This is a genomic window from Bacteroides uniformis (genome assembly GCF_025147485.1).
GTDB lineage: Bacteria > Bacteroidota > Bacteroidia > Bacteroidales > Bacteroidaceae > Bacteroides > Bacteroides uniformis.
Genome location: NZ_CP102263.1, coordinates 517,035 through 540,474, shown reverse-complemented (window position 1 = coordinate 540,474; position 23,440 = coordinate 517,035). Strand labels below are relative to the sequence as shown.

Sequence of the window (23,440 nt, the reverse complement as noted above, 5' to 3'; positions counted from 1 at the left end):
TTCTTCAATTTTGAAACAATTAAATTCTATCTGTTAAGCTTTAAGTGTGTGTCTTATCAGAACGCAATACCTACGCGCAGACCGAAATTGCTCAAACCGTCTACGCTGTACGTAAAGAGGTCACCTTTGTTCGTACCGTAGCTGTAATAGGCTGCGAAATGCAAGCCCGGTCCATAAGCCCAAGGATACACATTGAAACCAATTTCAGGAGATACATAGAAACCCCATGTATCTTTGTTGGCTTCGAATACGTTGAAAGTTGACTTCAACTGTGCATATTCAGCACCCAGTTTTACACCGGCATACGGCTGGAATGCACCTCCACGGTTCCATACATAGCGGGAGGCCAGACCGAAAGGCAACTGGAATGCAGTGTGCTGCTGGTCGGTATTCAGACTGCCGCCTTCGCCTACGGGAAGTGTCTGGCGACCGAAATACTCATGGTTGCTATGGTAGTTCAAGAAAGCTCCCAATGCAAAATTGTCTGTCAGGAAGTAACCGCCTTCAAAATTCATACCCCAGCCGCTTGATTTGTCGGCGAAGTTGTTGCTGAGGGGAAAGTTATATTGCCAGTCGATATTGGCATAACCGTTATCGGTCATCTGTGCCTTCGTCGGTAGGGCGAAGACGAGAGCAAGAGCGGCAACCGCAAATACTCTCAAGGAAAGATATTTTATTGTTTTCATACTTTGTTCTTGTTTTTTGGTTCAATGGCAACTTCCCAGTCCGGAAAGGATGCTGCCGTATTATTCTTGTTACCTTAATATTGGGTAACCCGTCATTTGTCACTTATAGCTCGTAGCTTGTCACTACTTGTTAGTCAGGTAAGTTGATTGAGTGAAAGCTTGGTTCACACCTTGCACGGCAAGTTTGGTATTGACAGAAGTAGAACCACTCAGCAAGCCGCTCATATAGCTGGTCCACAGAACAGGAAGTTTCTCGCTCTGGCCTTGCGGCGCCTCCAGATTCAACAATTCGCTGATAAAGGAACCGGTACTGTAGGAATAGTTCACGGCATAGGGATAATACCATCCGCCCCAGTTGCCCCAGTAAGGAGCATCCCAGTAGCCTGGATAGTTCCACCACCATTCGGGACGTCCGTAGTCGGTGAAGTAATAGGTACTTCTGACATAGCTTACCTGCAAGCCAAGGTCGGCTTCTTCCCGGTCATTCACACGGATGTAGCCGCGGCTGTTCATGTTAGCAACATAAGCGCTGAGAATTTCCTGGGCATTCTCATCTTTCCAGTATTCGGCGTTTTCCTTATCACCGATGACCAGAATGCTGTCCGGCAAGTAATAAGTTTCGAAGGTTTTGAAATCCGCCTTCTTGTCATAGTTGGTATAAACCAGATAATTATTGTCCAGCTTATCCATGTCAGGGTCTTTTTCGCAAGATGCAAGCGTCACTGCAAAGACCGCTAATAATAGGGGAATAAATTTCTTCATACTTTTATAATTGTTTAGGTTTAATATAAATTCCTGCCCTATGGTACCTTAGGCTTTTGTGAGAAAAAACAAGATAGGATATAAAAGGTTCACGTAGAGGTATGTTAAAAGTGATAAAGGAATAGGGTGACAGCACTTTTAACGTAACTGTCACCCTATTGCACTTATCATGTCATTACTTTATCACCCTATCATCTTTTCCATATCCGTGCTGTCCATCCTCCTCCGGGTGCCATGTGTATGTTCAGCTTGTCTCCCGAGGTCACGGTGCGTACTTCTTTCTTGTAGTCGGTTGCTTCCCGGTCGGCATTGATGCCGTCGGAAAAGATTTCGGCTTCGTAACTTCCTTCTCCGAGGAAGGAAAGGTCGATGGTACAGTCGCGTGGTGTCCAGTCGGTCATGGAGGCGATGTACCAGACGTCTCCCTTGCGGCGTGCCAGTGTAAGGTATTCGCCTACTTCACCGTCCAGTGCCACGGTCTCGTCGAAAACGGTAGGCACTTTGGCAATGAAGTCCGTGCATTCCTGCTCCTTCATATATTTGCTGGGGCTGTCGGCAAGCATTTGCAGCGGGGCTTCGAAGAGGGTGTACATCGCCATCTGGTGGACGCGCGTACCCTGGCTCATCGGATGGTCGTTGACGGCACGGAAGGTTTCGCGGGTTGCGTTCATTGTGGCTCCCGGTGTGTAGTCCATCGGGCCTATAAGCATACGCAGGTAGGGAGCAGTCACGTCATAGCGTGGGAAGTTGTGGAGGGGGGCTCCGTTCACTATCGGTTCCCATTTGGCGTTCTCTAATCCCTTTACACCTTCAAAGTTCAGGACGTTGGGATAGGTGCGCTGTATACCGTATGGCTTGAGGCCATGCAGGTCCAATACCAGGCGGTGCTCGGCGGCGCAGGCTACAATACGTTCTACAGACTGTACCAGTGGCTGGTCGTCACGGTCGAAGAAGTCTATCTTGAAGCCTTTGATACCCATCTGTGCATAGTGGCTGAATGCAGCTTCCGTATCTTTGGCAGAGTTTCGCCAGCTTGCCCAGAGAATGATGCCGACGCCCTTCTGGTTTCCGTAGGCTACCAGTTCCTTTAAGTCGATATCCGGATTCAGGTCTTTCAATAAGGATTCGTTTCCGCTCCAGCCGTCATCGATGATGATATATTCCAGGTTGTTGTCGGCGGCAAAGTCGATGAATGCCTTATAAGTCGGGGTGTTCATGCCGGCTTTGAAGTCTACGCCAGTCAGGTTGCAGGTGTTCCACCAGTCCCAAGCCACTTTGCCGGGTTTAATCCAGGAAATGTCTTTGATGCGGCAGGCGGGGGCAAGACGCTGTGCCATGTCATTGTCGGCAAGCTGCGTGTCCTTCTCGGTGACGAGCACCACACGCCAGGGGAGCTCCTGCTTGGCACAACGGGCGATGTAGTCTGCACGTTTTGTCGGTATCAGGTTCAGCCGGTTGTGTCCGCCGATTATTTCCTCCAGCGGATAGGGGGCAAATGCTGCCTGCACTCCTTGACGTGTCTGGGGATTTACAGTGAGGAACATGCCGGGATAGTTTTCCAATCCGGCTTCCATGATAACGGCTTTCTTTCCTCCGTCCAGGCAAACCATCAGTGGGGTGATGGAGAGTGAGTCGGTGTACATTTTGGACAACGGGGCTTCGTCGTAGTAAGACTCGAAGGAGAAGCAATAGCGCTCACCGTTGCGGTTGTCGTTTATGTAAGGTACAAATGCCTGGTAATCCTTGTCGAAATTGAAGTCCGCAGTTTCGTTGAGGACGATAAACGGCTTGTTCTGTTCGGAAATGAAGCGGTAGGCAGCGCCGTCATCGTATGCGCGGAACTGTACGCTGTAGCCTCCGCGGCATTTCAGTGTCAGCTGGTTGTAGACATCCTTCACACTTGCTTTTTTATAGAGGGGAGTGGGGAAGGAGGACTCTACAGACTTGCGTTCTGCACGGATTACTTTTACATTTTTACCGAAAGTTATTGCTTTCTTGGCTGATTTTTCATCTCTGCCTTGCAGGGCGATGGCAGAGGGTTGCAGCACCGTGGTTCCGTCGTGTGCTATCTGCCAGGTGAGGGCTTCTCCGGCATCTACCGTAACGGATAGTTTTCCGTTGGGTGATGCAAGTTGGTATTGCTGTGCACGGACCGTGCCCAAGCAAAGGAATAATAAACAAAAGGTTTGAATAAGGAGGCTTTTCATGTTGATTTATTTTTGAATGATTTTCTTTATCTTCTCCAGTTCCTCGGCAGAGAAGTCTGTATTTTCAGTCGCTTTCAGGTTATCTGCCAGTTGGGCAACGGAGCTCGCTCCGATGATGACGCTTGTCACCAGGTCGTCCTTCAACAGCCAGGCAAGTGACATCTCGGCAAGGGTTTGCCCGCGTGAGGCAGCAACCTCGTTGAGTGCCTTGATTTTTTGCAGCGTCTCGTCGGTCAGTGCTTCTTTCTTTAGGAAAGCCCCCTTTGCCATGCGCGAATCTTCGGGAATACCATTTAGGTAGCGGTTGGTCAGCAGGCCCTGCGCCAGCGGGGAGAAGGCGATGAAGCCGGTTCCGTTCCCTTTGGCTTGCTGCAGGATACCTTCTTCTTCCGGTTCGCGGTTGAAGAGATTGTATCTGCCTTGATAGAGCAGGCAGTGTACATCCCGTTCTTCCAGGTATTTGTAGGCAAACTCGGCCGCCTCTTTGGGATATTTGGAGATTCCTACATAGAGTGCTTTGCCTTGCCGTACGATATCAACCAGTGCTTGCAGGGTCTCTTCAAGCGGAGTATCCGGGTCGTAGCGGTGGGAGTAGAAGATGTCCACATACTCCAGGTTCATCCGTTTCAGACTTTGGTTGAGGCTGCTCATCAGGTACTTGCGTGAGCCCCACTCCCCGTAGGGGCCGGGCCACATGTCGTGTCCGGCCTTGGTGGAGATGAATAGTTCGTCCCGATAGGGCATGAAGGATTTCTTCATAATCATTCCGAAAGTCTCTTCGGCGGAACCGTAGGAAGGACCGTAATTGTTGGCGAGGTCGAAATGTGTGATTCCACGGTCGAAGGCATAGTGCGCCATGGCCTGGGAATTGGCAAATGTGTTCACGTCGCCGAAGTTGTGCCACAATCCGAGTGATATTTCCGGCAGCAGGATGCCGCTTTGCCCGCAACGGCGGAATTTCATGCCGTTGTCATAGCGTTCGGGCGCTGGAGAATAAATAGGGTTTATCATGATATTGTATTTTGTGGGTTATCCCATTATTACTTCTACTGTATGCGTGCCCGGCAGATGGTTCACCACATTGCCTTCTATCGGCTGGCCGTCTACTGTGACGGACTTGATGCCTTTGCACACACCATCGGGATTCTTCACGGTAATATGATATTCTGCCCCGCGGAACCTACGCTTCACGTTGAAGCCTTTCCAGCCTGCCGGGATACAAGGATTGATTTCCAGACCTTCATACGAAGGCTTGATGCCGAGTATGAATTGCGTGATGGCATACCACATCCAGGCAGCCGTTCCAGTCAGCCAGCTGTTCTTGCCTTCGCCGGGGCGGGCGGCGTCCTTGCCGGCCACCATCTGGCAGCATACGTAAGGTTCTACTTTATGCAGGGCACTGTGCTCTTCGGTGTACGACGGGCATATCTTGCGGAAATACTCCCAGGAACGGTCACCCCGTCCCAGTACGGTTTCTCCGATGATGACCCACGGGTTGTTGTGGCAGAAGATACCTGCGTTCTCCTTGTAGCCGGCGGGATAGGTGGAGATTTCTCCATACTCCACAACATAGCGGGTGAAGGGTGGATTGTTGAGTACAATACCGTGTTCGCAGTCCAGGCGTTCCTTTACGGAGTCCAGCGCTTTTTTTACCATGCCTTCTTCCAGTCCGATGCCTGCCATGGTGCACCAGCCTTGCGATTCGATGAAGATTTGTCCTTCTTCGTTCTCTTTGGAACCTACCTTGTGGCCGAAGTAATCGTAGGCGCGCAAGTACCAGTCACCGTCCCAGCCATGTTTTTTCACGGCTTCCACCATGTTCTCTATATAGGTTTGCGCTCTGTTTGCTTCGTCGTCTTTACCCAGGTGGCGGCATAGTTCCACATAGTCGCGTCCGCATACCACGAACAAGCCGGCAATCATCAGCGATTCTGCTTGGCTGCCTTCCGTCTGGTTTTCCGTGGTCTGGAAGGATTCATTCGGGTCCCAGGAGAAGCAGTTCAGGTTCAGGCAGTCGTTCCAGTCGGCACGGCCGATGAGGGGCAACATGTGGGGGCCGAGGTTCTCGATGACGTGGTTGAAGGAGACGCGCAGGTGCTCGAACAGAGACACTTCCGAACCTTCTTTGTTGTCGAAGGGGACGGGCTCATCCAGGATACTGAAGTCTCCCGATTCCTTGATGTATGCCACCGTACCGAAGATAAGCCACATGGGGTCATCGTTGAAGCCGCCGCCGATGTCGTTGTTGCCGCGTTTGGTCAGCGGTTGGTATTGGTGGTAGCATCCTCCGTCGGGGAATTGGGTAGAAGCTATGTCGATGATTCGTTCGCGGGCTCGTTCCGGTATCTGATGCACGAAGCCCACGAGGTCCTGGTTGGAGTCGCGGAAACCCATTCCACGACCGATGCCGCTCTCGAAGAAAGAGGCGGAGCGGGACATGTTGAAGGTAATCATGCACTGGTACTGGTTCCAGATGTTCACCATGCGGTCCAACTTTTCTTCGTCGGTCTTCACGACGTAGATGTCCAGCAGGCGGTCCCAGTAGGCTTTCAGCTCGGCAAAGGCGGCATCTACTTTGGCGGTAGTGTCGAAGGCCGAAATCATCGCCTTAGCCTTTACCTTATTTATAATAGGTGAAGAGGGTACACTCTGCTTGAATGCTTCATGCTGAGATGCTTCATGCTCCTCGAACTTTGCCTCTTGCTTGTTTTCCACATAGCCCAGCAGGAAGATGAAGTCGCGGCTTTCGCCGGGTTGCAGTTCTACTTCCAGATAGTGCGAGGCGATGGGACTCCAACCGTGGGCAATGCTGTTGCCCGGTCTGCCTTCTACTACCCGTTCCGGGTCGGCAAACTCGTTGTAGAGTCCCACGAATGTTTCGCGGTCGGTATCGAAACCGTCTACGGGTGTATTGATACTGTAGAAGGCGTAGTGATTGCGGCGTTCCTTGTATTCCGTCTTGTGGTAGATGACAGACCCGTCCACTTCCACCTCTCCCGTGGAGAAGTTACGCTGGAAGTTCTCCATGTCCGTAGCGGCATTCCACAAGCACCATTCGGCAAAGGAGAATAGTTTGAGTTTTCTCACTTTGGCAGAAGTATTCCGCAAGGTCAGCTTCTGCACCTCTCCCCAGGTCTTCAGTGGGACGAAGAAGAGCAGGCTGGCTTCGATGCCGTCTTTGGATCCGGTGATGCGGGTGTAGCTCATGCCGTGGCGACACTCGTAACTGTCGAGTGCAGTCTTGCAGGGCTTCCAGGTGGGAGACCATACGTTGCCGCCTTCATTGATGTAGAAGTAGCGTCCCCCGTTGTCCATCGGCACGTTGTTGTAGCGGTAGCGGGTGATGCGGCGGAACTTGGCGTCCTTGTAGAAGGAATAGCCTCCGGCAGTATTGGAGATGAGTGAGAAGAAATCTTCATTGCCCAGGTAGTTAATCCATGGCCAAGGTGTCTTGGGATCGGTAATGACGTATTCGCGGTTGTCGTCATCGAAATATCCGAATCTTTTGTCTTGCATATTATTTCTTGTATTTAGTTTGATACATTCTTCGTTAGTTGTGCCATCCGGCCATTTTCCCGGAAGCACGCTTCAAATTTAAAAACTTTTCTCCTATCACCCTTGTTTGCCCGGCGTGTTTTTTCCCTTCGGAAACATGAAGTACCGGAAAAAGATACAAAAGTATCACTGTACGAGTCTATTTCGCCCTATCTTTGTAAACACATTTTATGATTAACCGATATGAAACACTTATTCGCATTTTTGTTCCTTCTTGGAATTACCTTTTCTCTTTCCGCCCAATCCGTCCGCGAACGTATTTTGCTGGATGACGGCTGGCAGTTTGCTTTTGGCAATGCTTCCTCACCGGAGAAAGACTTCGGCTGCGGAACGGAGTACTTCAACTATCTGACTAAAGCAGCCTCTATCCATAATGAGGGTCCTTACTCCCCTAAGTTCAATCCGGAGAAGTGGGGTGTGGGCTGGAAGACGGTCAACCTTCCGCATGACTGGGTGGTTGATTTGCCTTATGCCAAAGAGGCGAGCCACAGTCATGGCTATAAAGCCGTCGGCTATAAATTCCCCGAAAACTCTGTGGGATGGTACCGAAAGACCATCACCGTGCCACAAGAGGACCTCGGCAAACATCTTTATCTTCAGTTCGACGGTATCTTCCGTGATGCCCGTATCTGGATAAACGGTTTCTACCTGGGACACGAACCGAGCGGCTATGCCACGCAGGTGTATGACATTACGGAATACTTGAATTACGGAGAAGAGAATCTTATCTGCGTCCGTGCGGATGCCACGCTCGAGGAGGGCTGGTTTTACGAGGGTGCGGGCATCTACCGCCATGTATGGCTGAACAAGACGGCGCCGTTACATGTAGCTCCTTTCGGAACCTTTGTGCACAGCACGCTGGCCGCACCTTTTGACAAGGCCAAGCTGACGATAGAGACTACTGTTGAAAACTCCGGTCTGCAAACGGAGGATTACCGCCTCTGCCATATCCTCCGGGATGCCGACGGCAAGGAAGTGGCACGCTGCGAAACGGCCGGTAAGCCGGTACTGCCGAAAGACCGCCAGCTCACCGTCGGTGAAATAGCGCTGGACAAACCTCATCTTTGGAGTGTGGATACACCTTATCTATATACACTGCTTACGGAAGTCTATCAGCATGGCAAGCTGGTGGATGCTTATACCACTACTACGGGTATTCGTGACATCCGCTTCGATGCCGACAAGGGCTTCCTCTTGAACGGACAGCCTCTGAAACTGAAAGGTGTGAACATGCACCAAGACCACCCCGGAGTAGGTGCCGGCATTCCCGATGCCTTGCAAGTGTACCGACTGAAGGAACTGAAGAAGTTCGGCTGCAATGCCTACCGTTCTTCCCATAACCCGATGACTCCCGAAATGCTCGATGCCTGCGACAGCCTCGGCATCCTTGTGATAGAAGAAAACCGTCTGACGGGTGTCAACGAGGAACATACTCGCCTGCTGAAACGCATGATAGACCGCGACCGCAACCATCCGTGCATTATCCTTTGGAGTGTAGGCAACGAGGAGTGGGGCATCGAGTGGAAAGAAAGCGGTACACGCATTGCTGCCACGATGCGCGAATATTGCCACCGTTTCGACCCTACGCGCCTCATGACCGTTGCTTCGAGCAGTGGCCCTGCCATCTTGATTCCCGCAGACGTGGCTGGTTATAACTACATCCTTCAGAACCCTGTGGAGCAGCACCGCAAGGATTATCCCGGCCGCCGTGCGCTCGGTTCGGAAGAGACTACGGGCTGTGGTACGCGCGGCATCTACTTCGATGCCCACGACAAAGGCCACATGGTGGCGCACAACCGCAAGCCGAACGGACCTGACAGCCTGCTGAACTGCATCGAGCGTGGCTGGAAATTCTATGACGAACGTCCCTATCTGGCGGGTCTTTTCTATTGGACGGGTTTCGACTACCGCGGCGAGCCCAACCCCATGAAGTTCCCGGCTACGGGCTCACAATTCGGCATTCTGGACTACTGCGGTTTCCCCAAGGACGAAGCCTGGTATCTGAAGTCCTGGTGGACGGATGAGCCGGTGCTGCACATCCTTCCTCACTGGAATCTGCAAGGTCACGAAGGTGATAGCATCGATATTTGGGTATACAGCAACTGCGATGAAGTGGAACTGACTGTGAACGGCAAGAAACTGGATCGCAAACCGATGCCCCGAAACGGCCATCTTTCCTGGAAAGCCGTTTTCCAGCCCGGTGCAGTGAAGGCTGTAGGCTATAAGAACGGCAAAAAAATATTGGCCCGTACTGTGGAGACTACCGGTGCTCCTGCCCGTATCTCCCTGACGGCAGACCGTCCCGTCATTCAGGCAGACAATCGGGATGTGGCAGTGTGTAATATTGAGTTGCAGGACAAAAAGAAACGTTTTGTCCCCACTGCCTGCAACGACTTGACGATAACCGTTTCCGGTCCGGTACGCATCCTTGGGGTGGGGAATGGAGACCCCGCTTATCAGGCTACGGAACGTCCGGCCGACGCCGATGCCCGCACCTATCAGGTAAAGGCATTCAACGGACTTGCACAGGTGCTGTTGCAAAGTACCGGCGAAGCGGGAGAAGCCACACTGACGGTCGTTTCGGAAAACCTGCCGGAAACTTCCTGTGTCTTGAAGTTGCAGAAGTAAGCGGCTTATCATTTATATCATCCGGCGAAGCGGAGACCTTTCTCTTGTCTATGGGGCAAGAGAGGGATCTCCGCTTCTTTCTTCCTCAAACTATAGTGTGTAAGTGTACGAGATGCGCATCTCATACATCCTTACATTAGAGCCTGAGGGGGAGAAGAACGGAAGTTTTGCTTTTCCGGGTGGGACTTTCCCGGGTATCTGCTCATATATAACAATTATTACCTCTAAATGTAACAAATGGTACTGTTGTGGGATTAAAAAGAATGAGTATATTTGTGGCATGATATTTTTTTAACCAATGCCTATGGAAAACCAGAACTATATCATGAGGGAAATAACCCCTCTGTCGGAACGTGACTGTTTCTATATTGCCGATCGTCGCAAAACAGAATTTACCTACCCCATCCATTGTCACGCAGAGTATGAACTGAACTTCACGGAACATGCTTCCGGCGTACGTCGTGTGGTGGGCGATTCTGCCGAGATTATCGGTGATTATGACCTGGTGCTGATAACCGGTAAGGAGTTGGAGCATGTATGGGAGCAACATGAATGTACCTCCGGGGATATTCGGGAGATTACCATTCAGTTCTCTCCCGACTTGTTCTTCGGGAACGTTGTCAACAAGAACCAGTTCGACAGTATCCGTCGGATGCTGGAGCGTGCACAGTGCGGACTTAGTTTCCCCATGCAGGCCATCATGAAGGTGTACAACTGGCTGGATAAGCTGGCTTCCGAGGAGCAGGGCTTTTATGCCGTGATGAACTTTCTCCGTATCCTTTACGAACTTTCCCTCTATGACAATGCCCGGGTGTTGTCCAGTTCTTCGTTTGCCAAGATAGAGACTTTCTCTGACAGCCGCCGGGTACAGAAGGTGCAGAAATACATTTCCACCCATTATCAGGAGGATATCCGGTTGGCTTCATTGGCCGATATGGTGGGCATGACCCCGGTCTCTTTCAGCCGTTTCTTTCGCCTGCGCACCGGCAAGACGCTTTCCGACTACATTATTGATATCCGTCTGGGCTTTGCCACGCGTATGTTGGTAGATTCCACGCGTACCATTGCAGAGGTGTGCTATGACTGCGGCTTCAACAATCTGTCCAATTTCAATCGTATGTTCAAGCGGAAGAAGGGATGCTCGCCGAAGGAATTCCGTGAGAATTATCGGAAAAAGAAGCTGGTGATATGATAAAAAAGTATTGGTATTCTTCATTGAAAGTGCCTATTTTTGCACCAATGATTAATACTAATATCTGATATCATGAAAAGAGTTTTTTCCTTATTTTTATGTCTGCTGTGTGTATGTGCTGTGACGGCGCAGATACGCGGCAATGAAATCCGTGTAGTCGTTTCACCCGACCATAGCGATTGGGTGTATCGTCTGAATGAGAAGTGTACGTTTACCGTCCGGGTGCTGAAGGCACAGAACCTCTTGTCCGATGTCAAGATTGACTATGAACTGGGCCCCGAGATGTATCCTACTGAAGTAAAGAAAGACGTGGTGCTGAAAGATGGTACCTTGAAGTTGCAAGGCACGATGAAGACTGCAGGCTTCTTGCGTTGCAAGGTCAAGGCGCATGTGGACGGCCGGACTTATGAAGGGCTGGCTACATCGGCCTATGCTCCCGAGCAGCTGCAACCTGTGACGAAACTTCCTGCCGATTTTCGGGATTATTGGGCCAAGACCTTGGAAGAGGCGCGCAAGACTCCGTTGAATCCCCTTATGACGCTGCTTCCCGAACGCTGTACGGAAACGGATAATGTATATCAGGTCAGCTTCCAGACAAAAGCTTGGGGAGGACGTTTTTACGGTATTCTCAGTATTCCCAAGAAAGAAGGGAAGTATCCGGCTTTGCTGCGTGTGCCCGGTGCGGGTGTCCGCCCTTATGCGGGAGATACGTATACGGCTCCTGGAAAGGTGATTACATTGGAGGTGGGTATCCACGGCATTCCCGTCACGATGCAGCAGTCTGTATATGATGCGCTGGCAGGTGGGGCGCTGAGCAATTACTGGACGTTCGGCCGCGACAGCCGGGATGCTTCTTACTATAACCGTGTGGTGGTAGGCGCTTTGCGTGCTGTGGATTTTATCTGTTCGCTGCCGCAGTACAACGGGAAGGCGCTGGGCGTTACGGGCTCCAGCCAGGGCGGTGCCTTGTCTGTGATTACGGCGGCTCTTGATTCGCGCGTTACTTTCCTGGCGGCTGTTCATCCTGCCTTATGCGACCACGAAGCGTTCTTCAAGAAGCGCGCTTGCGGCTGGCCCCATTATTTCTATTATTACGGTGCTCCCGATGAAAAGCAGCTTGAAACGGTGCGCTATTATGATACGGCAAACTTTGCCCGCCTGCTGAATGTGCCCGGTTGGTTCAGTTGGGGGTATAACGATGAGGTCTGTCCTCCCACTTCCATGTATGCAGCCTACAATGTGATTTCTTCTCCGAAGGAACTGCATCCTTATCTGGAAACCGGGCATTACTGGTATCAGGAACAGTGGGATGAATGGCTGGACTGGATACGGAGACAACTTAATGTGCCAATGTGATTAATCACATTGGCACATTAATCTGATAATATAGTATCATTTTTTATGATATGAGCCGCGTATCTTTGTGTATCGCTTAAAAACTGATAATATGAAGAAACAATTCCTTTTGCTGACAGTACTTTTATTCCTTTTGGGGGCATGTGCCCCTAAGCCTGCGGAGCATTCGTTTATTAAGGTCAATGCCGATGGACAGTTCGTTCGCGACGGAAAACCCTATTATTTTGTAGGTACCAATTTCTGGTACGGTGCCATTCTTGGTTCCGAAGGTGAAGGCGGCAATCGTGAACGGTTGCATAAGGAGCTGGACTTTCTGAAAAGTATTGGCATCAACAACCTGCGCGTATTGGTGGGTGCTGACGGTGAAAATGGCATAAAGACGCGGGTAGAGCCCTCTTTACAAGTGGCACCGGGCGTCTATAATGATACTATTTTAGCCGGATTGGATTATTTTATGAATGAACTGCGTGAACGTGATATGACAGCTGTCCTCTATTTGAACAATTCCTGGGAATGGAGCGGTGGCTATTCCGTTTACCTGCAATGGTCCGGACACGGTGATGCCGTGGTACCTGCCGTAGACGGATGGCCCGCCTATATGGAGTATGTCAAGCAGTTCCCCCAATCGGACAGCGCGAAGGCCTTGTTTGCCAATCATGTCAATTATATTGTTTCACGCACCAATAGGTATAATCAGATAAAATATGTGGATGACCCCACTATTATGTCTTGGCAGATTGGTAACGAGCCTCGCGCTTTCTCTGACGAGAACAAGGAACCGTTTGCCCGCTGGATGGCCGATGTGGCTGCACAAATCAAGTCACTTGACCCGAACCACATGGTGTCTTCCGGCAGTGAGGGCTCGTGGGGATGCGAAATGGATATGAATCTTTTCGAGAAGATTCATGCCGACCCCAACATCAATTATCTGAATATCCACATCTGGCCTTACAACTGGAGTTGGGTGAAGGCGGACAGCCTGAAGGAACTTCTTCCGCGTGCCAAGGAAAATACTAAGAAGTATATAGATGACCACATGGTCATTGCTCGGAAGTACAGCAAGCCGATTGTTTTGGAGGAGTTCGGTTTTCCCCGTGACGGTTTCAGCTTTTCCAAAGAGGCACCGACCACTGCCCGCGATGAATATTACCGTTATGTATTCGACCTCATCCGCCAGGACCGTGAGAGCGGCGGACTCTTTGCCGGATGCAACTTCTGGGCATGGGGTGGTTTTGCCGGACAAAATCCCGACCATGTATTCTGGGAAAAGGGAGATGACTATACCGGTGACCCGGCTCAAGAACAACAAGGACTGAACTCTGTCTTTGCCACAGACAGCACTATTGAAATAATTAAAGCGGAAAACCGGAAGCTGCAAAATTGAACCTATCCGTGCTTTTCCGTGTAATCCCTGCCTGAAAATTAGAATGTAAGCGTGTACAAAGCGTTTGTACCGTTATATAAGAAAGATTATTACTCTAAATACTAAGTATGATATGAAAAGCATATGGAAAGTTATGTTGGCGGTTTGTTGCCTAGGTATGACCATTGGTTGTGGAACAAACCCGTCGAAGAATGAAAATGTAAAGGAAACGCTACCGGCATTGGTGGTCAATGGTACGCAGTTGATGAATACCGAAGGAGACACGGTGGTATTGCACGGTGTCAGCTATGGCTGGCATCAGTTCTGGCCCCGTTTCTACAATGCCTCTTCGGTTGCTTATCTGGTCAATGACTGGGGCGCACAAGTGCTTCGGGCCTCTATGGGAGTGGATTTGGATAGCGCCTGCTATGTGAACAAGCCCGAATTCGGTATTGAGTGTGTTACGAAAGTGGTGGATGCTGCTATCGAGAACGGCGTTTACGTCATCATCGACTGGCATAGCCACAATCTGCGGCAGGAAGAAGCAAAGGAGTTCTTCACCCAAATGGCTACCCGTTACAAAGGGGTTCCTAATGTCATCTATGAGGTTTTCAACGAACCGGTGGAAGACAGTTGGGAGCAGGTGAAGTCATACTCTGTGGAGGTTATCAAGACGATTCGTGCCATAGAACCGGATGCCGTTATCCTCGTTGGTTGTCCGCATTGGGACCAGGACATCCATTTGGCAGCGGACGATCCTATTACCGGATATAGCAATATAATGTATACACTCCACTTTTATGCCAACACCCACGGACAGTGGCTGCGCGACCGCGCCGACTATGCTCTGGGCAAGGGCTTGCCGATTTTCGTTTCCGAATGCGCCGGTATGGAGGCAAGTGGGGACGGCCCCATCAGTAAAGAAGAGTGGGGGAATTGGCTGGAGTGGATGCAGCGGCATTCCATCAGTTGGGTGGCTTGGTCCTTGTCGGACAAAGACGAGACTTGTTCCATGCTTTATCCGTCGGCTTCTTCCGAGGGAAACTGGAAAGATGCAGACATGAAAGAGTGGGGGAGAATGGTTCGTGACGAATTGACGACACTGAAAAAATAGCCCTTTAAAAACAATATGATTTAACCATTAATAATTAAGAAAAAAGAATTGTGCTTATGGAAGAAAAGAAGAATGATGCTGTGAAAACATGAATTGTTTGGAAGTAATTTTAAGTGTCAACGCCTTGATTGCATGTCACGGTTTCTTGACTTACTCTCATTTTGTTAACTAAAAAAATCTTCTTTTGGGAGGTTTTGTGTTTGTTTTAAATCTAAGAAATACAGTATGAATTTGAATTTTAGAAAGACAGCGCTGCTTGCGGGGATATGCTCGGTGTTCAGTCTGGGTTATGCTCCTCAGCTTTTCGCAGTATCATCGACGGATACCGTTGAGGCAGTGCAGCAAACAAAGAAAATTACGGGTGTCGTCAGTGATGCTATGGGCCCTATTATCGGTGCCAATGTATTGGAAAAAGGTACAACGAATGGTGTAATTACCGACATTGACGGTAACTTTGCCTTGAATGTGAAACCAGGAGCTACCATTGTAGTCTCCTTTATAGGCTATGTCAGCCAGGAAATAAAGATAACGAACCAGACAACAGTGAACATCACGCTGAAGGAAGACTCCGAGATGTTGGACGAAGTGGTGGTTGTGGGGTACGGTACGATGAAGAAAAGCGACCTTTCCGGTGCTTCCGTTTCCATGAGTGAAGACAAGATTAAGGGTTCTATTATCACCAATCTCGACCAGTCCCTTCAAGGGCGTGCTGCCGGTGTGACGGCAGTCAGCACTTCCGGTGCTCCGGGTTCTTCCTCCTCTATCCGCGTACGTGGTCAGGCCACTATCAATGCTAATGCCGAGCCGTTGTATGTAATTGACGGTGTGATTGTACAGAGTCAGGGACAAAGCGGTTCATCTTATGGTTTGGGCGATGCACTGGGTAATGGCTCGGTTTCCACCATTTCTCCGCTTTCCACCATCAACCCTGCTGATATCGTCAGTATGGAAATTCTGAAAGATGCTTCGGCAACCGCCATTTACGGTGCGCAAGGTTCCAATGGTGTGGTTTTGATTACGACCAAACGTGGTAAGGCGGGTGAGGCTAAGTTTACTTATGACGGTATGTTTGCCGTTCAACGCCAGACAAAGCGTCTGGATATGATGAATCTGCGTGAGTATGCCACTTATTATAATGATTTGGCAAACATGGGTGAAATCTCTGACCCTAGTAATTATTATGCCGATCCTTCTCTGCTGGGAGTAGGTACAAACTGGCAGGACGCCATCTTCCAGACTGCTTTGCAGCATCAGCACCAGATTTCGGCACAAGGTGGTACAGAGAAGATACAATACTACGTATCAGCTTCCTATATGGATCAGGACGGTACCATCATCGGTTCAAACTTTAACCGTTACAGCTTCCGTGCCAACTTGGATGCCCAACTGAAGAAGTGGTTGAAACTCGGTTTGACCGCCACCTATACAGCAACGGGTGATGACCTGAAACTGGCAGACAGTGATGAAGGTTTGATTAACTACTCGTTGACCACTCTTCCTGATATACCTATCTATAATCTGGATGGCAGCTATGCCACCGTTGTTCGCGAAGGCTACACGAATCCTAACCCGATTGCCCTTGCCATGATGGATGACATTCTGCTGGACCGTCAGAAACTGACGGGTAATATTTTCTTTGAGGTTACTCCGATTAAAAATCTGGTATGGCATGCCGAATTGGGTTATGACATCAGTTCCAGCAAAGGTGAGCGCTACAAGCCGATGGTTGATTTGGGTGGATGGGTACGTTCCAGTAATGAAAGCAATATCCAGAAAAACAGCAGTACATTCTGGCAATTGAAGAACTATGTGACCTATTCCGGAAACATAGGCGACAAGCATCATTATACAGCCATGGTGGGCCAGGAGTGCTGGGAGTCCAGCTATGACTTCACGAGTGTGTTCAATAGCGGTCTGCCTTCGGATGAAGTGCACAATCCTGCCTTGGGTACGGGAACCCCGACTATCAATGCAGGTTTTGGAAGCTCGTCTATGGCATCTTTCTTTACACGTCTGACTTATAACTATGCCGACCGTTATCTGGGTACTTATACCTATCGTTATGACGGCTCTTCAAACTTCGGTCCCGAGAACCGTTGGGCAGGCTTCCATTCATTGGCTACTTCCTGGCGCTTTTCCAACGAAACGTTCTTTGAACCGTTGAAGAAGGTCATCAGTAACGGTAAGTTGCGTCTGGGATGGGGACAAACTGGTAATGCCAACATCGGTGGTTATGCTTGGGGTACATCCATGAGTCGTATGCCTTCCGGTCTGGGTATGGGGTATCGCCCCTCCAATATACCGAATACTTCCATCAAATGGGAGTCCCAGGAGCAATGGAACGTCGGTGTGGATTTGGGATTCCTGCACGACCGTATCAACCTGACGGTAGAGTGGTACAAGAAAACTTCCAGTGATATGTTGATGCCGTTGCAGTTGCCTTCTTATATGGGTACTTCCGGTAATGCCTCTTCTGCATTGGCTGCTCCGAAAGGTAACTATGGTGACATAGAGAATACCGGTTTTGAAATCTCTCTGAACACACATCCTATTACGGGTAAGTTTGAATGGGATTCTGACTTCCAGATTTCTTTCAACAAGAACAAACTGAAAGGATTGGCTGGTACAGCCAATGCGCAGATTGTGGGTTACGGACAGTGGACCGATGTAGTCAGTGTATCCAGTGTAGGCGAATCACTTTATAACTTCTATGGATTTGTTTGTGATGGTGTTTACAAGGACCTGGAGGACCTTCAGACTTCTCCGAAACCTGCCAAGTACCCGGCAAACGGTGTATTCGACCGTACCAATACCGTATGGGTGGGTGATGTGAAATATAAGGATATCAGTGGTCCTGACGGTGTGCCCGATGGCGTTATTGACGACTATGACAAGACCAATATCGGTTCTCCGATGCCTAAGTTTACTTTTGGCTGGACCAATACTTTCCGTTACAAGAACTTCGACTTGTCCGTTTTCATCAACGGTTCCTATGGCAACAAGGTGTATAACTACCTTTCCATGAAGCTGACACATATGAACTCTCCCTGGACTAACCAGCTGAATGCTGTAAACGGACGTGCACAGCTTGTTCCTATCAATCCGAACAAGGTCTACGAAGATGGAACGATGTGGTATAATGATGTGTCTAACGTCATGGTGGCAAACCCGGGAGCTTCCATTCCACGCGCCACTATCAATGACCCGAATGACAACGACCGTATCAGTGACCGTTATATTGAAGATGGTTCTTATATCCGTCTGAAGAACATCTCTTTGGGATATACTTTCCCGAAAAAGACGATTGATAAACTGGGACTGAGCAACTTGCGTATCTATGCCAATATCCAGAACCTGCTGACCATTACCGGTTATGACGGCTATGACCCTGAAATTGGTGCCAGCACTTCAAGCGTCAATGTCTATGGTTTGGACAACGGACGTTATCCGTCTCCTACAGTTTATTCATTCGGCTTGAACGTTTCATTCTAACACTTTAAATTGAAGAAAACATGAAAATCAGATATATTAAATATTGGGCGTTTGCAGCTGTACTCGGTATGGGAACAGTTTCATGCGAGGATTTCCTGAACCGTCCTACCGAAGACAATTATAACGAATCGAACTTCTATCAGAATGACGAACAATGTGTGCAGGGGGTTAATTATCTTTATAACTCACCTTGGTATGACTTTCAGCGCGGTTTTATTAAAGTCGGTGAAATCTTGTCCGGAAACGTATACGAGGGAAACAGCCCTTACTTGAATTTTACGGTGAATGGTACGGATGAAAACCTTGTGAACATGTCCTATTCTCTATGGGCAGTGATTGGCCATGCCAATACTGTATATACTCGTTTGAAGACGGCAAATGCGTCAGAAGCAGTGAAAAATCAGTGTATGGGCGAGTGTCTGGCATGGAAAGCCATGGCTTACTTCTATTTGGTACGTAGTTTTGGCGCAGTACCCATTATCCATGATAATACGGACGAATTGAATTCCGGTAATTATAACTCCAAATTCAAAGTGGAGGCAGCAGATGTGTACGAATATATCATTATGACTCTGGAGAAAGCTATGGAGTTGCTTCCGGCCAGAGGTGAAACGGGACGTATTGACCGCTATTGTGCCGAAGGTCTTTTGGCTAAGGTGTATCTAACTAAGAGTGGCCTTTCCGGTACCCGCAATGCGGATGATTTGGCGAAAGCGGCAGAATATTCCAAGGATGTAATTAATAATTCCGGCCGTAACTTGCTGGCTAACTATTCCGATGTTTTCCGTTTGGCAAACAACAAGAATGAAGAGTGTCTCTTCTCCTGGCACTGGTCGGCAGGACGTGACCCCTGGACACAGCAGAATACGTTGCAGTCGGACTTGGCAATGGTGGGATTCGATGAATTTGGTGATTGCTGGGGCGGCTATGCAGGTCCGTCGGTTGATTTGCAGGATGCATTTGGAATTTCCGCTTTGGAAAGTCCTGAGACGCGTTCGGATACGGATACCCGTCGTAAGGCTACTATGATGATGGCAGGTGATGTATACGATTATTTCTGGCAGGACAAGGGCGGATTTGATTATCTGCGGTTTATTTATGATGCCGAATATGGGAAGGGAGGACCTAATGGCGATTACCAGTCTCCTACCGGTGCCAATCACGTGAAGCATCTCTATGGTAACAATAATGACCATGTATTGGGCTTGGGCGTATCGGCTGGTAATATGTACAGCGGCCTGGCAACCCATATCCTGCGCCTGTCCGATATCTATCTGGTATATGCCGAGGCGAAAATGGGACTGGCTACCTCTACTACAGACCAGAGTGCACTGGATGCTTTCAATGCAGTACGTGGCCGTGCCATTCCGGGAGTTACTCCGAAAACCTCCATTACTTGGGAGGACGTCTGGAAGGAACGCCGGCTGGAACTGGCTTGCGAAGGCGACCGTTGGTATGATTATGTACGTTTGGCATATTATGATTCCCAGCGTGCTATCAATGAGCTGAAGGCACAGCGCCGTGATGTTTATTATAGTCTGGGTACTACTTATAAGGCTTATTATGAAAACGGCAGTTGGACGGTGAATCCGGACGAGACCCGTTACAATCCGGATGCAAAGGCGCCGAATGTGACAGTCTCCAGCTTTACATTGCCGTTCCCGACAGAAGACGTGGTGTTCAATCCTAATTTGATGAAAGACCCGGTACACGTAGATGTACGTTCTGAATTCAGTTATTAATTTAATGCTTGAAAAGATGAAAAATAATAGATATACGAATTGGTTCTTCGCGGCAGCTGTTGTTGTAGCAGGCTTTTCCATGGCGGCTTGTGAGGATGAACCGGATAAATATGAAGTGGCAGGGGGAAAGCCTACCTTGAAATATGTTCGTGTCCCTGATCCGGCAGCGGCAGACTCTTTGCTGTCGGGGGCTTATATGGCGAATACGATTTGTCTGGTCGGTGAAAATCTGCGGAGTGTTTACGAGCTCTATTTCAATGACCAGAAGGCGATACTTAATACCAGTTACATCACTGACCATACACTTATGGTAGATGTTCCGAAAGAGATTCCTTCGGTAGTGACTGATAAGATTTATATGGTGACCAAAGCAAAGGATACCATAGATTATGATTTCAAGGTGTTGGTTCCGGCTCCTACCGTGAACTCCATTTCTTGTGAGTTTGCAAAGCCGGGTAGTGAGGTGACACTGATTGGTGACTATTTCATTGATGACCCGAATGTGCCGCTGACCATTACGATGGCCGGTAATGTGGAAGTGACTAATATTACGAACATAACCAAGACTGCGGTCAGCTTTATTCTTCCGGACAATGCTCCTGCAGGCTATATCAACGTGAAGTCCATTTATGGTACCGGACGTTCCAAGTTCCGCTATTATGATACACGTAACATTCTCTTTGACTGGGACGGTTCTCATGGCGGTATGGCTATTGCCCACGGTTGGCGCGATGGTAGCAAGGTGTTGAGAGAAGCCGATGAAAACAGTATTGACGGTGCTTATATCTGTCTCACCGGAGCACTTGACGGTGCTATCGGAGCTACTTGGGCAGAAGATGAGTTCTCGTTCAACTATTGGCCGGAACCGTCTGCCGGTTATCCCGAACTTTCTGCACGTCCTGAGTTTGCAGAACTGCTCGAGGAGTATGGCGTCAATGGCTTGCAACTGAAATTCGAGGTGAATATTCCTTCTTCCAATCCGTGGCAGTCTTGCGCTCTACAAGTGATGTTTACGGGTAATGATGTGGTGACTTATGCGACGGGAACTAATGCTTATTTTAGTGATACGAATGTGCCGCGTGGTTTGTGGTTGCCTTGGAAGAATACGGGTTCGTATGATACGGGTGGTAAATGGACAACCGTTTCCATGAATCTGTCCGAGTTCAACAAGACGCATGAAGGTAATAAGTGTGATAGAACTTTTGACAAGACTATGCTGACCGGATTGACATTCTTTGTCTGGGCAGGTGGTGTGGAAGGTAAGGATTGCAATCCGGTGATTATGATTGACAACATCCGTGTGGTACCTATTGAATAACCTTTTAAATAGAATACTGATATGAATAAAACATATAAATTTCCGGCACTGTGGATGATGTGCCTGATGCTCTTCAGTTGCTTGACGTTTACGGCCTGCGACAATGGGGATGATGAAGATACCAACCAATATAAAGGGGGAATCAGTCTGAATGTATTCGGACCGAGTCCCGTATCCCGCGGCGGTGTACTCCGTTTCCTAGGCAGTGGCATGGATAAGGTGACTGCGGTCGCTATTCCCGGTTGCGACGATATAACAGACATCGAAGTAGTCAGTGATACGGAAATCCGTGTCACTGTACCTCAGACAGCCCAGCCGGGGTTGGTTGTCTTGAAGACTCCGAAAGGGGATATTACAACAAAAACCGAGTTGACATTTACGGAGCCGATTGCTTTGGAGGCTTTTGCACCGGCAGAAGTAAAGCCTGGTAGTGAATTGACCATTACTGGTGAATATTTGAATTTGATTAAAGAAGTGATATTTGCTGACGAGGTAACAGTGCCTGCTGATGAGTTTGTCAGTCAAAGCCGTCAGGAGATTAAAGTTATTGTTCCTGATTCTGCTCAGACCGGTAAGTTCATCTTGTCTGATGGAGCTGAAATCCCCAATTGGATTTATTCTGAAGGGGAACTGGAGGTTACTTTGCCATCGGTAGAGGCTCCACTCGACCTGGTAGATAAGAAGCCGGGGGATGTCATTCGAGTTTCTGGTGAAAACTTTGATTTGGTGAAGAAAGTGCAGATGCCGAATGGGGATGAAGTTGAATTTACGATGACTGCCTCTTCCGAAGGAGATGAACTTACTTTTACATTGCCGGATAATGTCTCGGACGGAGAAGTTACGGTACTTCCTGCTTCGGATGTAAAAGTTGTGGTCGCTACTGTTGTAGTAGCTACGCCTTCGAACGTAGTGGCTGTTCCTGCTGTAAACTTGCGTGGTGGAGATATGATTACCTTGAAAGGTACCAATATGGATTTGGTGACTGATGTAACGTTCCCTGGTGTAGAAGAAGCAGTAGGATTGGAATCACAAAACTCGACTGAAATAAAGGTCTTGATGCCGGCTGCGGCTATTAGTGGTGATTTGCAATTGAATACAAATAGTGGAAAAGCAACTGCCGTATCTATTGCAACGGCAAAGCCGGAAAACATTTCTTATAGTGCGGCGACGGTCCCGGCAGGAGAGGCTTTGACTGTCAAAGGAGTAAATATGGATGTAGTTTCGGCTGTTGTATTCAGTGGTAATGTGGAGGTTACCGTATCCGATGCCACCGCTACTGCCATTTCCTTGACTGTACCCACAACTGCTGAAACCGGGGCCTTACTCTTGAAGATGGCCAATGGTGAATCTGTGGAAGCACCGTCTTTGACAATAGAGAAACCGGTATGTGCCTATTTGCCGGCATTGCCTGACAAATTGGTTCGGGGACGAATTGTGGAACTTGAGATTGTTAATGCTGATAAGCTGACAAATGTATTGCTGAATGAGGCTGCTGTTCAGTATATCAATGATGCAGCTAAAGGGGTATTGATGTTGAATGTACCGGCTGAGCTGGATGGAACTTATAGCCTAAAACTGATTTCTTCAAATGGTGAAATTGCTTATGATGTTCTTGTAGTTGCCAATGAAGAAACAGTTTGGGCTGGTCCGCTTGATATTAGTTGGGGTGATGGAGGACGTGTGTTGGTACCGGCTGTATCTTTTGCCAAGGTAACGGCAGGCACTGTCATGAAAGTCTATTTTGATCAGAAAGACCAGACTTGGGCACAGGCTCAGTTTAACTATGGCGATTGGAGTGGCATAGCTTTCTCTTTGTTTGATACGACTATGGTACCGACAGACATTTACGGATGGAGTTTCGAGAGCCGTGTGATGGAGTTGACGTTGACTCAGGAGATACTTGATAATATTCAAGCTAAACAAGGAGATTGTGAAGACCAGACAAATGTAGGTATCATTATTCAGGGCAGTGATTTGACGTTTACAAAAATAACGATTGTAAATTGATGAATTGTGGCTTGAAGA

At 48.9% G+C, this 23,440-nt stretch carries 14 protein-coding genes; 9 read left to right on the top strand and 5 right to left on the bottom strand.

The genetic code is table 11. The features are described 5' to 3' along the window. Window positions 1–56: 56 nt before the first annotated feature. The 5 genes from NQ510_RS02135 to NQ510_RS02115 form a co-directional block, all read right to left on the bottom strand. Entirely contained in the window at window positions 57–686 is a 630-nt protein-coding gene (locus NQ510_RS02135) for an outer membrane beta-barrel protein (protein ID WP_005834794.1), read from the bottom strand. Window positions 687–809: 123 nt separating this feature from the next. Further along, window positions 810–1,448 carry a DUF4136 domain-containing protein gene (locus NQ510_RS02130; RefSeq protein WP_005825043.1) on the bottom strand — a complete coding sequence of 213 codons (639 nt, stop codon included), beginning with the start codon at window positions 1,446–1,448 and terminating at the stop codon, window positions 810–812. A 191-nt stretch (window positions 1,449–1,639) separates the two neighbouring features. After that, window positions 1,640–3,655, bottom strand: coding sequence for a glycoside hydrolase family 97 protein (locus tag NQ510_RS02125; protein WP_005825041.1), 2,016 nt, complete (start codon window positions 3,653–3,655; stop codon window positions 1,640–1,642). A 6-nt stretch (window positions 3,656–3,661) separates the two neighbouring features. Next, window positions 3,662–4,666: an aldo/keto reductase gene (locus NQ510_RS02120; protein WP_005825039.1), complete on the bottom strand. Its 1,005-nt coding sequence runs from the start codon at window positions 4,664–4,666 to the stop codon at window positions 3,662–3,664. Window positions 4,667–4,684: 18 nt separating this feature from the next. Beyond that, complete coding sequence (locus tag NQ510_RS02115) at window positions 4,685–7,171, bottom strand: GH36-type glycosyl hydrolase domain-containing protein (protein WP_005825037.1); 2,487 nt, start codon at window positions 7,169–7,171, stop codon at window positions 4,685–4,687. A gap of 222 nt (window positions 7,172–7,393) precedes the next feature. Between NQ510_RS02115 and galA the strand changes: the two genes are divergently transcribed. The 9 genes from galA (at window position 7,394) to NQ510_RS02070 (ending at window position 23,422) form a co-directional block, all read left to right on the top strand. Further along, the gene (galA, locus tag NQ510_RS02110) at window positions 7,394–9,838 is read left to right on the top strand and encodes a beta-galactosidase GalA (protein WP_005825033.1); all 2,445 of its coding nucleotides are present in this window, start codon (window positions 7,394–7,396) and stop codon (window positions 9,836–9,838) included. A 304-nt stretch (window positions 9,839–10,142) separates the two neighbouring features. Next, window positions 10,143–11,030: a helix-turn-helix domain-containing protein gene (locus NQ510_RS02105; protein ID WP_009037794.1), complete on the top strand. Its 888-nt coding sequence runs from the start codon at window positions 10,143–10,145 to the stop codon at window positions 11,028–11,030. A 72-nt stretch (window positions 11,031–11,102) separates the two neighbouring features. After that, window positions 11,103–12,386: an acetylxylan esterase gene (locus NQ510_RS02100; RefSeq protein ID WP_005834805.1), complete on the top strand. Its 1,284-nt coding sequence runs from the start codon at window positions 11,103–11,105 to the stop codon at window positions 12,384–12,386. A gap of 91 nt (window positions 12,387–12,477) precedes the next feature. Beyond that, complete coding sequence (locus tag NQ510_RS02095) at window positions 12,478–13,770, top strand: glycoside hydrolase 5 family protein (RefSeq protein ID WP_005825026.1); 1,293 nt, start codon at window positions 12,478–12,480, stop codon at window positions 13,768–13,770. 112 nt (window positions 13,771–13,882) lie between these two features. Further along, window positions 13,883–14,863, top strand: coding sequence for a glycoside hydrolase family 5 protein (locus tag NQ510_RS02090; protein ID WP_005825023.1), 981 nt, complete (start codon window positions 13,883–13,885; stop codon window positions 14,861–14,863). Between the two features lie 225 nt (window positions 14,864–15,088). Next, complete coding sequence (locus tag NQ510_RS02085) at window positions 15,089–18,355, top strand: SusC/RagA family TonB-linked outer membrane protein (protein ID WP_005825021.1); 3,267 nt, start codon at window positions 15,089–15,091, stop codon at window positions 18,353–18,355. A gap of 20 nt (window positions 18,356–18,375) precedes the next feature. Beyond that, window positions 18,376–20,097: a RagB/SusD family nutrient uptake outer membrane protein gene (locus tag NQ510_RS02080; RefSeq protein WP_005825019.1), complete on the top strand. Its 1,722-nt coding sequence runs from the start codon at window positions 18,376–18,378 to the stop codon at window positions 20,095–20,097. 16 nt (window positions 20,098–20,113) lie between these two features. Next, window positions 20,114–21,415, top strand: coding sequence for a glycan-binding surface protein (locus NQ510_RS02075; RefSeq protein WP_034525433.1), 1,302 nt, complete (start codon window positions 20,114–20,116; stop codon window positions 21,413–21,415). A gap of 21 nt (window positions 21,416–21,436) precedes the next feature. After that, on the top strand, window positions 21,437–23,422 hold the full coding sequence (locus tag NQ510_RS02070; RefSeq protein ID WP_005825014.1) for a hypothetical protein: 1,986 nt from the start codon (window positions 21,437–21,439) through the stop codon (window positions 23,420–23,422). The last annotated feature ends 18 nt before the right edge of the window (window positions 23,423–23,440 follow it).

Excerpts from the sequence above, each read along its gene's own strand:
- NQ510_RS02085 (WP_005825021.1), top strand. The coding sequence starts at position 15,089 with ATGAATTTGAATTTTAGAAAGACAGCGCTGCTTGCGGGGATATGCTCG.
- NQ510_RS02075 (WP_034525433.1), top strand. The coding sequence starts at position 20,114 with ATGAAAAATAATAGATATACGAATTGGTTCTTCGCGGCAGCTGTTGTT.
- NQ510_RS02115 (WP_005825037.1), bottom strand. The coding sequence starts at position 7,171 with ATGCAAGACAAAAGATTCGGATATTTCGATGACGACAACCGCGAATAC.
- NQ510_RS02090 (WP_005825023.1), top strand. The coding sequence starts at position 13,883 with ATGAAAAGCATATGGAAAGTTATGTTGGCGGTTTGTTGCCTAGGTATG.
- NQ510_RS02070 (WP_005825014.1), top strand. The coding sequence starts at position 21,437 with ATGAATAAAACATATAAATTTCCGGCACTGTGGATGATGTGCCTGATG.
- NQ510_RS02080 (WP_005825019.1), top strand. The coding sequence starts at position 18,376 with ATGAAAATCAGATATATTAAATATTGGGCGTTTGCAGCTGTACTCGGT.
- galA (WP_005825033.1), top strand. The coding sequence starts at position 7,394 with ATGAAACACTTATTCGCATTTTTGTTCCTTCTTGGAATTACCTTTTCT.
- NQ510_RS02105 (WP_009037794.1), top strand. The coding sequence starts at position 10,143 with ATGGAAAACCAGAACTATATCATGAGGGAAATAACCCCTCTGTCGGAA.
- NQ510_RS02095 (WP_005825026.1), top strand. The coding sequence starts at position 12,478 with ATGAAGAAACAATTCCTTTTGCTGACAGTACTTTTATTCCTTTTGGGG.
- NQ510_RS02100 (WP_005834805.1), top strand. The coding sequence starts at position 11,103 with ATGAAAAGAGTTTTTTCCTTATTTTTATGTCTGCTGTGTGTATGTGCT.
- NQ510_RS02120 (WP_005825039.1), bottom strand. The coding sequence starts at position 4,666 with ATGATAAACCCTATTTATTCTCCAGCGCCCGAACGCTATGACAACGGC.
- NQ510_RS02125 (WP_005825041.1), bottom strand. The coding sequence starts at position 3,655 with ATGAAAAGCCTCCTTATTCAAACCTTTTGTTTATTATTCCTTTGCTTG.
- NQ510_RS02130 (WP_005825043.1), bottom strand. The coding sequence starts at position 1,448 with ATGAAGAAATTTATTCCCCTATTATTAGCGGTCTTTGCAGTGACGCTT.
- NQ510_RS02135 (WP_005834794.1), bottom strand. The coding sequence starts at position 686 with ATGAAAACAATAAAATATCTTTCCTTGAGAGTATTTGCGGTTGCCGCT.